The organism is Pseudomonas aegrilactucae, from assembly GCF_019168305.1.
In the GTDB taxonomy this organism is placed as follows: Bacteria; Pseudomonadota; Gammaproteobacteria; order Pseudomonadales; family Pseudomonadaceae; genus Aquipseudomonas; species Aquipseudomonas aegrilactucae.
The window spans coordinates 1-10,063 of record NZ_JAHTBI010000141.1 but is presented as its reverse complement, the minus strand read 5'-3'; the positions used below and the strand labels follow the sequence as shown (position 1 = coordinate 10,063).

Here is a 10,063-nt window from a genome sequence, read left to right as displayed (position 1 = left end):
AACTACCTTGAAAAACGCCGTAACTCGTTGTTATAAAACGGCTTTATGGAATTTAGTGGAATTCTATTACAAGCTATCGGGGTCCCCGAAAAACATCTGAATCCGCGACCGCAACCAGCGCTCCCCCGGATCATTGTCCTGCGACCCCCGCCACGCCATGTGCAACTCGAAGCTCTGCACCTCCAGCGGCGGATCCTCGGCCCGCAGCCCGCCAGCGGCGGTCAATGCATCGGCCGTGTAATCCGGCACCGTGGCCAGGATATCGGTCCCCGTCAACAAGCTGCCCAGCCCGTTGAACTGCGGCACCGCCAGCACCACATGCCTCTTGCGCCCAAGCTTGTCGAGGGTTTCGTCCATGAAGCCGCTCAGGTCGCCAGCAAACGACACCAGCGCATGTGGCCGCGCACAGAAGTCATCCAGGCTCAGGCTGCCCGGCACGCTGTCGGCACGCAGTACCTTGGGCTTGCTGCGGCGCAGTACCTTGCGCTTGGCATTGGCCGGCAGGTCGTTGGTCCAGCTTACACCGACGGAAATCTCCCCCGACGCCAGCAGCGCCGGCATCAGCAGGTAGTTGACCCGGCGTACCACCAGCACGATGCCCGGTGCCTCGGCCCGCACACGCTTGAGCAACTGTGGCAACAGGGCGAACTCGGCATCGTCCGAAAGGCCGATGCGAAACACCGCTGTGCTGGTGGCCGGGTCGAAGTCAGCCGCGCGGCTGACCGCCGTGGATATCGAGTCCAGCGCCGGGGAGAGCAGGGCGAAGATCTCCACCGCCCGCGCCGAAGGCTCCATGCTGCGCCCGGTACGCACGAACAACGGGTCGTCGAACAGGTTGCGCAGGCGCGATAGCGCTGCGCTGATGGCCGGCTGCCCCAGGAAGAGTTTTTCCGCAGCCCGGGTCACGCTGCGTTCGTGCATCAGGGTCTCGAACACAATCAGCAGGTTCAGGTCGACACGACGCAAGTCGTTACGGTTCATCGGCTTCGCTTCACAGGTCAGGTCGGGGCAGGGGTGAATCTTAAGGGCAAAGGCGGTACCCTGCATCGGATAAATTGCGCCGCAGGCGTATCACCAATCAATGACAGGCATGTTGACTATTAATGGCCACTGATGGTCTAACCGCTGAAGCCCGGATAGAGTTCAGGGTATTAGAGGTTCACTAGGCGAGGTTTGCGATGTCCCGCATGATCCGATTTCACAAGTTCGGCCAGGCCGAGGTGCTCAAGTGTGAGGAGCTGCCCACGCCGCAACCGGCTGCCGGTGAAGTGCAGGTTCGGGTACAGGCCATAGGCATCAGCTGGTACGACGTGCTGTGGCGTCAGAACCTGGCGCCCTCGCATGCCCGCTTGCCTGCTGGCATCGGTCACGAGATGGCCGGGGTGGTCACGGCGGTGGGCGCGGGGGTCGACGACCTGGCGGTGGGCGACAAGGTCGCCAGCTTCCCGGCCACCAGCCCCAACGAGCACCCGGTGTATGGCGAGGTGATCGTGCTGCCACGCAATGCGCTGACCCGCTACCCCGACATCCTCAGCCCGATCGAGGCCAGCGTGCACTACACGCCGCTGCTGATCGCCTATTTCGCCTATGTCGACCTGGCCCGCGCCAAGGCCGGGCAGACCGCCCTGGTGACCGATGCCAGCCACTGCGCCGGGCCGGCCTTCGTGCAGTTGGGCAACGCGCTGGGGCTGAAGGTGATCGCCGCCACCAAGGACGGCGCCGAACGCGAGAACCTGCTCAAGCTGGGAGCGCACAAGGTCATCGTGACCGAAGAGCAAGACCTGCTCATGCAGATCAACAAGTACACCGACAACCGCGGCGTGGACATGGTGCTCGATGGCCTGGGCGGCCCGCAGATGTCGCTGCTCGGTGATGTGCTGGCGCCGCGCGGCAGCCTGGTGCTGTATGGCCTGCAAGGCGGCAACCAGACGCCGTTCCCGGCCTGTGCGGCGTTCCAGAAGAACATCCAGTTCTTCGTGCACTGCGTCAGCAACTTCACCGGCAAGCCGGAGCTGGGCATCACTCAGGACCAGGTGGCGCTGCAGCGCGCCCTGCGCGACATCAACCAGTTCACGGCCGACCGCCAGGTGTTGCCGCACATCATCAAGGTCTATCCGTTCGACGAGGTGGTCGCTGCGCATCGCCACATGGATGAGTGCCCCTGTGGTGGCCGCGTGGTGCTGGCGCTGCCCGACGCCTGACCACGCCGAATACACCGAAGCCCGAGCCTAGTCTCGGGCTTTTTTGTAGAAATTTCTTATCGAAGTTTCAGAACTTTCCTATTTAACTTGTGCGGACTAAGTACCGGCCTTGCGCTATGTTGTCGGTGTGGGAATAAGGGCATTGGGTTGTCCGTAAACTTACTGGCTAATGTGCCGTTACTGCCATCTCAGGGAGTGAGATATGGTCCTGCCAACTGCGTGTTCGTGCACACCAAAGCCCTTTTATGAGCTGCGCCGAAGGTGGCGATCAGGTTTCGCACGGTGCCCATGGCAGACGTGCTTCGGCATCGTCTGGCGGGGGTGTAGGAAGTTGTAAGAAATGTCTTGAGACTTTGTATTTAAATTTCGCTGCCGAGTATGCGCAAGGTCATCTATTGTCCCTCTTAGGGCAACTTCGTACATCGGCAGTCGTTATCGCATTCAGGTATACGCCATGAGCACTCTTCACGATCAAGCCATGAACTACATCTATCAGCAGGTCCTGCACCGTCTGCTTGAGCATCTGTCGCAGGGCCAGCGGGCCTCGTTGCAATTGCTGATCCAGCGCCTGCTGGTTGCAGCCGGCGGGCTGGATCAGATCGGCGACTTCAAGGTCATGCTGGCCTATGGCGGCGGCAAGGACAGCTCTTTCGCGCTGGCCTGCCTGCGTGCCGCGCAGTTGAGCATCGCGGCGCGTGCATCGGCGACGTTCGAGCTGCGCGTGGTCACGGCCCGCCACCTGGGCATGTCGTCGGTGGTCATCGGCAATATCGAGCGCACCTACTCTGCCCTGGTCATGCACGATGACCCGCGGGTCGAGTTGCTGGTGCTCGAGGACGGCTGCATGCGACCCTTCGATGCCCGCCGGGCCGTGTCGGCGCGCCAGCAGCAGGCCGAGCGTTTCGATACCCTGGTCACCGGGCACCTTACTGCTGGCCAGGTCCGCCCGATGTTCTGCAACCGTTTCTACCTGGGGCTGGCCGACCTCTACCGCCAGGGTATGGGCTGGCAGGGGGGCGTGGATGCGCTGATCAGCGCGGACTCGTTGCCTGAACGCAAGCGCTACCTGGCCTGGGGCCGGCGTATGATGCGCGAGGCCGGTGTTGCCAGTACGCGGCCGATCAGTGCATACCCGGGTGTGTTTCTGCAGGGCATGGGGCAGTTGCGCCGCCAGTATGTAAGCGAGGTGCAGGGCCAGGCCGACGGACCGCTGCGCCCGGTGCCAGGCCTGCGCCGCGCGCCGCGCCTGCTCGACATTGCCGACCTGGTGCAGCCTACGGGGCACTCTCGCAGCGCGCAGTTGCTCGACTTGCTTGGCTATCGCAACGATGAGTTGGCGCTGGGCTTTGCGCATTCGGCCTGTGCCAATCCCTTGCTGATGATGCACCTGTGCGGGTTGCGCGCGCAGTTTGTCGAAGGGCGCGACTATGCGGCCGGTATCCATGAGCACCTGCAGCATGTCCGGGCGCAGATGCGTCGTACGTCGATGCCGCCGATTCTGCAGGCCCAGGCGGTCGAAGCCTGGCAGGGCAGCGAGCGACTGGCGCAGCGCCGGGCCCTGGCCGATGGCTTCGCGCAACAGGCCTATGGCCTGAACGAAACCCAATGGGTGTGCCTGCTGTTCGCGCCTTTTGTCGCCAGGGGCCTGGGCCTGGAGCGTTTTCTGGAACGCTGCCACCCCGGCATGCAGATGGCCGGGCCTTATCTGCATAACGCGCTGCAGGGGGTGCCGGCCGCGCAACCCCTGGTGCAGTGGCTGGAAGAGGTCAGCGGCTTGCCACTGGCCACGCTGCAGATGCTCTACCAGCGCGAGAGCGAGGCCGGCGCTGGCACGCAGTCGTTGCTCGCGCGGGCCCGCGACAGCGATCCGGAGCGGGTACGCCATTGATCTGGCGAGGTTGCCAAACGGGCTGATCTGTATGTATAACCAGTGGATTGTCATTGCTGGTTCCACCGCTCGTGATCGCTCATTCCGTCGCCGACCCGTTCTACTACCTGTGCAACTTCCAGCAGGTGCTTGCCTGGCTGCAGTTGCGCTATGCCGACCTGCTAGATGCCCAGGAGCGTGAGTTCATGCAGCAGTTCGCAGCGCTGGGGCGCGAGTCGCAGGCGCTGCTGGTGCGCATGGTGATGCGCAAGGGGCGGGTGTTTCGTGCCAGCAAGCTGGTCTATGACGAAATCGGCCCGCCCATGCCTGCGGCGGCGCCGCTGGTGGCACTGGGCTGGGTTGACGAACAGCCTGTGCTGAGCCTGGAGCAGCTGTTCCAGCTACTGCGCAAGGACGAGGTCAGCAGCTGTTTTGCCGCTGTACTGCAGCGCCCGCGCGCCGCCAAGGCGCAGCTGTTCGAGCAGCTGTGTGCGCTGTACCCTGATGCGCAGCCCTTGTCGCAGTGGTGGCCAGGCTTTGGCGAACCGGTCTATGCGCTGCGGCTGCAAGCGTTGTGCGACCGCCTGCGCCTGCTGTTTTTCGGCAACCTGCATCAGGACTGGTCGGAGTTCGTGCTGGCCGATCTTGGCCTGCTGCGTTACGAGCAGGTGGCCTTCAGCGAGCATTCCCGTGCGTTGCGCGAGCGCGCCGACATCGATTTGTGCCTGGCCCTGCACAACTGCGCCGAGCAGTTCGAGGCAGGGCAGCCGGTGGGGCAGGTACTGGCGCTGCTGGACGGCCTGCAACCAAGCAACCCGTGGCTGGAGCGGCGCCGCGCCAGGCTGCTGTTCCAGCTCGGCCAGCACTGCGAGCGCAGCGGCGACTGGGCACTGGCGCTGGCCATCTACCCGCGCAGCAGCCACCCCCAGGCCCGCACCCGGCAGATCCGCGTACTGGAGCGCAGTGGCGATTATGCCGCAGCCCTTACCCTGGCCGATGAGGCCGGCGCCAACCCTGCCAATGCCGCTGAGGCCCAGGCCCTGACGCGCATCGTGCCGCGCCTGCAACGCAAGCTGGGCGGCCCGCCGCAACGGCGCCGAGCCCCTGCCGCAATCAGCCGACTGGACCTGTGCCTGCCGCTGGAGCTGGCGGCACTGGGCGTCGAGCAGGCGGTGCAAGTGCACCTGGCAGCAGACGACGGGCCGGTGCATTACGTGGAGAACACCCTGTTCAACAGCCTGTTCGGGCTGCTGTGCTGGGACGCCATCTTCGCGCCGCTGCCCGGCGCCTTCTTCCATCCGTTCCAGAGCGGCCCGCAAGACCTGCATGACCCTGGCTTCCAGGTGCGCCGCGCCGAGCTGTTCGCCGCCTGCCTGGGGCAGCTCGACGATGAGTGCTACCGCCACACCATCCAGGCCAACTTCAGCGCCAAGCACGGCTTGCAGTCGCCCTTCGTGTACTGGGAGCTGCTGGACGCCACCCTCGTGCAGCAGGCGCTCGACTGCCTGCCGGCCGCCCATCTCAAGCGCTGCTTCGAGCGTCTGCTGGAGGATATCCAGGCCAACCGTGCCGGCATGCCCGACCTGATCCAGTTCTGGCCCGCGCAGCGGCGCTATCGGATGATCGAGGTGAAGGGCCCAGGCGATCGCCTGCAGGACAACCAACTGCGCTGGATCGAGTTCTGTACCGCACATGGGCTGCCGATCGAGGTGTGTCATGTGCAGTGGGCGCAGCCGGCAGCATGAGCTACCGGGTGGCGGTACGCGCGCTGTGCGAGTTCACCGCCAAGGTCGGCGACCTGGACCTGCGCTTTACCCCCTCACCCAGCGCCCAGGAGGGCATGCTCGGGCATCGCAAGGTGGTGGCCCGGCGCGGCGCGGCGTACCAGGCCGAGGTGGCGCTGGAGGGGCAGTTCGAGCAGTTGCAGGTGCGCGGGCGCGCAGACGGTTTCGACAGCGCCGCCAACCGCCTGGAAGAGATCAAGACCCACCGCGGCGACCTGGCCAGCCAGCCGGCCAACCATCGCCAGTTGCATTGGGCCCAGGCCAAGGTGTACGGCTGGCTGCTGTGTCAGCAGCGCGAACTGGCGCAGGTGAACCTGGCGCTGGTGTACCTGGACGTCGATAGCGAGCGCGAGACGGTGTTCGAGGTGACGCATTCGGCGGCCGAGCTGGAGCAGTTCTTCATCGCTCAGTGCACGCTGTTCCTACGTTGGGCGCAGCAGCAGATGCAGCGCCAGGCCGTGCGCAACGACGGTCTGCAGACGCTGGCTTTCCCGCATGGGGCGTTTCGTACCGGTCAGCGCGAGCTGGCCGAAACCGTGTACAAGGCCGTGAGCACCGGCCGTTGCCTGATGGCCCAGGCCACCACCGGCATCGGCAAGACACTGGGCACGTTGTTCCCGCTGCTCAAGGCGATGGTGCCGCAGCAACTGGACAAGGTGCTGTTCCTCACGGCCAAGACACCGGGGCGCGCCCTTGCACTGGACGCGGTGCAACAGGTCATGGGCCACAGCCCGGCGCTGGCATTGCGCACCCTTGAACTGGTGGCGCGCGACAAGGCCTGCGAGTTCCCCGGTACCGCCTGCCATGGCGAGGCGTGTCCGCTGGCCAAGGGCTTCTACGACCGTTTGCCGGCCGCGCGCCAGGCGGCGGCGCAGCAGCCGGTATTGGACAAGGCCACGCTGCGCGAGGTGGCGCTGGCGCATCAGGTGTGCCCCTACTACCTGAGCCAGGAAATGGCGCGCTGGGTCGACGTGCTGATCGGCGACTACAACTACTATTTCGACCAAAGCGCCTTGCTGTTCGGCCTGGCCCAGCAGGACCAATGGCGCGTGGCGGTACTGGTCGACGAAGCGCACAACCTGGTGGAGCGGGCGCGCCAGATGTACAGCGCCAGCCTCGACCAGTGGCAGTTGCAGGCCTTGCGCCGTGAACCGCCGGCGGGCCTGGAAAGTGCCTTGCAGCGCCTTAACCGGGCGTGGAATGCCGTGCACAAGGCGCAGACGGCGACCTATCAGGCCAGCAACGAGTTGCCGGGTGCCTTCCTCAAGGCGTTGCAACGCTGCGTCAGCCAGATCCAGGAGCGCATGAACCAGCAACCGGCCGCCGTCGACGGGCCACTGCTGCAGTTTTTCTTCCAGGCCAGCCAGTTCCTGCGCCTGAGCGAGGTGTTCGACGGGCATTTCGTGTTCGACGTCAGCAAGCGCGACGGTCCGGGCCGGCGCAGTCTGTCGACCTTGTGCCTGCGCAATGTGGTGCCGGCGCCGCTGATCGGCCCGCGCATGGCCGCGGCGCGCAGCGTCACGCTGTTCTCCGCCACCTTGAGCCCACGGCATTTCTACGCCGACCTGTTGGGCATGCCTGCCGATACGGCATGGCTGGAGGTGGCCTCGCCATTCGTGGCCGAGCAGTTGCAGGTGCAGGTGATCAGTACGGTATCGACCCGTTACCCGCATCGTCAGGCCTCGATCGCACCGATCGTCGAGCTGATTGCCGAGCAGTATCGGCAGCAGCCGGGCAACTACCTGGCCTTTTTCAGCAGCTTCGATTACCAGCAGCAAGTGGCGCAACGGCTGGCCGAGCACCATCGGCACATCGTGCAGTGGTCGCAGGCACCTGGCATGGACGAGGCGCAACGCCACGCCTTTCTCGCGCGCTTTGTCGAGGGCGGGCAGGGCGTGGGCTTCGCGGTGCTGGGCGGCGCGTTCGCCGAGGGCATCGACCTGCCGGGTACGCGCCTGATCGGCGCGTTCGTCGCCACCCTGGGCCTGCCCCAGGTCAACCCGGTCAACGAACAGCTCAAGCAGCGCATGGGCGCCTTGTTCAGTGCGGGGTTCGACTACACCTACCTGTACCCCGGCGTGCAGAAGGTGATCCAGGCGGCGGGGCGGGTGATCCGCGGCACCGAGGACCGTGGCATGGTCATGCTGATCGACGACCGCTTCGCCGAACCCCGTGTGCAGCGCATGTTCCCCGCGTGGTGGGCGCCTCGGTACAAATAGTCGGGCGCGCGGGGATCGTCACCGTCGCGCTGTGGTCAAACTGCCAGTAAACTGCGTGTTTTCATCACCCTGAACATCCTTTCTTGAGGTTTTGCATGAAGCTCAGTCCTTTGGCGGGCAAACCGGCCCCCGCATCCGTGCTGGTCGATATCCCCCAGCTGCTGACCGCGTATTACACCGGGCAACCCGATGCTGGCGTGGCGGCCCAGCGCGTCGCCTTCGGCACCTCCGGGCACCGTGGCAGTTCCGTGGACCTGAGTTTCAACGAGCAGCACGTACTTGCGATCAGCCAGGCCATCTGCCTGTACCGCCACGCGCAGGGCATCGACGGCCCGCTGTTCATCGGTATCGATACCCATGCCCTGTCGACCCCGGCCGCAGCCACTGCGCTGCAGGTACTGGCGGCCAACGGCGTCGAGGTGATGCTGGCCAAGGACGACGAGTACACACCGACCCCGGCCGTGTCCCACGCGATCATCTGCTACAACCGCGGCCGCAGCCGTGGCCTGGCCGACGGCATCGTGATCACACCGTCGCACAACCCGCCGCAAAGCGGCGGCTTCAAGTACAACCCGCCCAATGGCGGCCCGGCCGACAGCGACGTGACCAAGTGGATCGAAGCCAAGGCCAACCAGTTGCTGGCCGATGGCCTCAAGGGCGTGCAGCGCATGGGCTACGAGCAGGCGCTCAAGGCCAGCACCACGCACCGCCACGACTACCTGGGCAATTACGTCAGCGATCTGGTCAATGTGATTGATTTCGATCTGATTCGTGGCGCCGGGCTGCGCCTGGGCGTCGACCCGCTGGGCGGTGCCGGGGTGCGTTACTGGTCGGCGATTGCCGATCACTACAAGCTCGACCTGGAAGTGGTCAACACCGAGGTCGACCCCACGTTCCGCTTCATGTGCGTGGACTGGGACGGTCAGATCCGCATGGACCCGTCCTCGCCGCACGCGATGCAGGGCCTGATCGGCTTGCGTGACCGCTTCGACGTGGCCTTTGGCTGCGACCCGGACCACGACCGTCATGGCATCGTCACGCCGTCCGGTGGCTTGCTGGCGCCGAATGCCTACCTGGCGGTTTCCATCGACTACCTGTTCCAGCACCGCCCGCAGTGGCGCGCCGATGCGGCCGTGGGCAAGACCGTGGTCAGCAGCGGCCTGATCGACCGCGTGGCCGCGCGCCTGGGCCGTCGCCTGTATGAAGTGCCGGTGGGCTTCAAGTACTTTGCCGATGGCCTGTTCGATGGCTCGCTGGGCTTTGGTGGGGAGGAGAGTGCGGGTGCTTCGTTCCTGCGCAAGGACGGCACGGTGTGGAGCACCGACAAGGACGGGCTGATCCCTTCGTTGCTGGCGGCGGAAATGACGGCACGTACAGGGCGTGATCCGAGCCAGGCGTATGCCGCGCTGACTGAAGCGTTGGGCCAACCGTTTTCCACGCGGGTTGATGCCAAGGCGACGCCGGCGCAGAAAGCGCTGCTGGGCAAGCTGTCGCCGCAGCAGGTCAAGTCGACGTCGCTGGCGGGTGAGCCGATCGAGCAGATTCTCAGCCATGCGCCGGGTAACGACCAGGCCATTGGCGGGTTGAAGGTGATGACCGCCAACGGCTGGTTCGCGGCGCGGCCTTCGGGTACCGAGGACATCTACAAGATCTATGCGGAGAGCTTCGTCGATGAAGCGCACCTGCAGCGCCTGGTGGGCGAGGCTCAGGAGCTGGTAGACGCTGCTATCGCCTGATGCGCTTTGGGCCTTAAGGCCGCCTTCGCTGGCAAGCCAGCTCCCACAGGATAATCACATGCCCCGAGAACGGCGGGGTACCTGTGGGAGCTGGCTTGCCAGCGAAGAGGCCCGTCGGCTCAACAAGAACCGTCTCGCCCACCCGGGTCAAATCGCCACACCCACCACATCACATCAATTAATTATTGTAATACGATAATTTTTGCTCAATAATCCGCCCCGTTCACACCTGACGCAAGGAAAAACCATGAACAGC

The 10,063-nt window shown here is 64.9% G+C and carries 6 protein-coding genes; 5 read left to right on the top strand and 1 reads right to left on the bottom strand.

Annotated elements, in window-relative coordinates:
* Positions 1-66: 66 nt before the first annotated feature.
* The gene (locus KUO17_RS25870) at positions 67-981 is read right to left on the bottom strand and encodes a LysR family transcriptional regulator (protein ID WP_255263807.1); all 915 of its coding nucleotides are present in this window, start codon (positions 979-981) and stop codon (positions 67-69) included.
* A gap of 197 nt (positions 982-1,178) precedes the next feature.
* Here KUO17_RS25870 and KUO17_RS25865 point away from each other — a divergent pair, with 197 nt between their 5' ends.
* The 5 genes from KUO17_RS25865 to pgm all read left to right on the top strand — a co-directional run bounded on the left by KUO17_RS25865 (position 1,179) and on the right by pgm (position 9,807).
* Entirely contained in the window at positions 1,179-2,201 is a 1,023-nt protein-coding gene (locus tag KUO17_RS25865) for a zinc-dependent alcohol dehydrogenase family protein (protein WP_217978395.1), read from the top strand.
* A gap of 454 nt (positions 2,202-2,655) precedes the next feature.
* A complete protein-coding gene (locus KUO17_RS25860; RefSeq protein WP_217978394.1) occupies positions 2,656-4,089 on the top strand; it encodes a hypothetical protein in 1,434 nt (477 codons plus the stop codon).
* A gap of 71 nt (positions 4,090-4,160) precedes the next feature.
* Complete coding sequence (locus KUO17_RS25855; RefSeq protein WP_217978393.1) at positions 4,161-5,813, top strand: VRR-NUC domain-containing protein; 1,653 nt, start codon at positions 4,161-4,163, stop codon at positions 5,811-5,813.
* A complete protein-coding gene (locus KUO17_RS25850) occupies positions 5,810-8,071 on the top strand; it encodes an ATP-dependent DNA helicase (protein ID WP_217978396.1) in 2,262 nt (753 codons plus the stop codon). Before KUO17_RS25855 ends, KUO17_RS25850 begins: the two co-directional genes overlap by 4 nt.
* Before the next feature lie 95 nt (positions 8,072-8,166).
* On the top strand, positions 8,167-9,807 hold the full coding sequence (gene pgm, locus KUO17_RS25845; RefSeq protein WP_217978392.1) for a phosphoglucomutase (alpha-D-glucose-1,6-bisphosphate-dependent): 1,641 nt from the start codon (positions 8,167-8,169) through the stop codon (positions 9,805-9,807).
* The last annotated feature ends 256 nt before the right edge of the window (positions 9,808-10,063 follow it).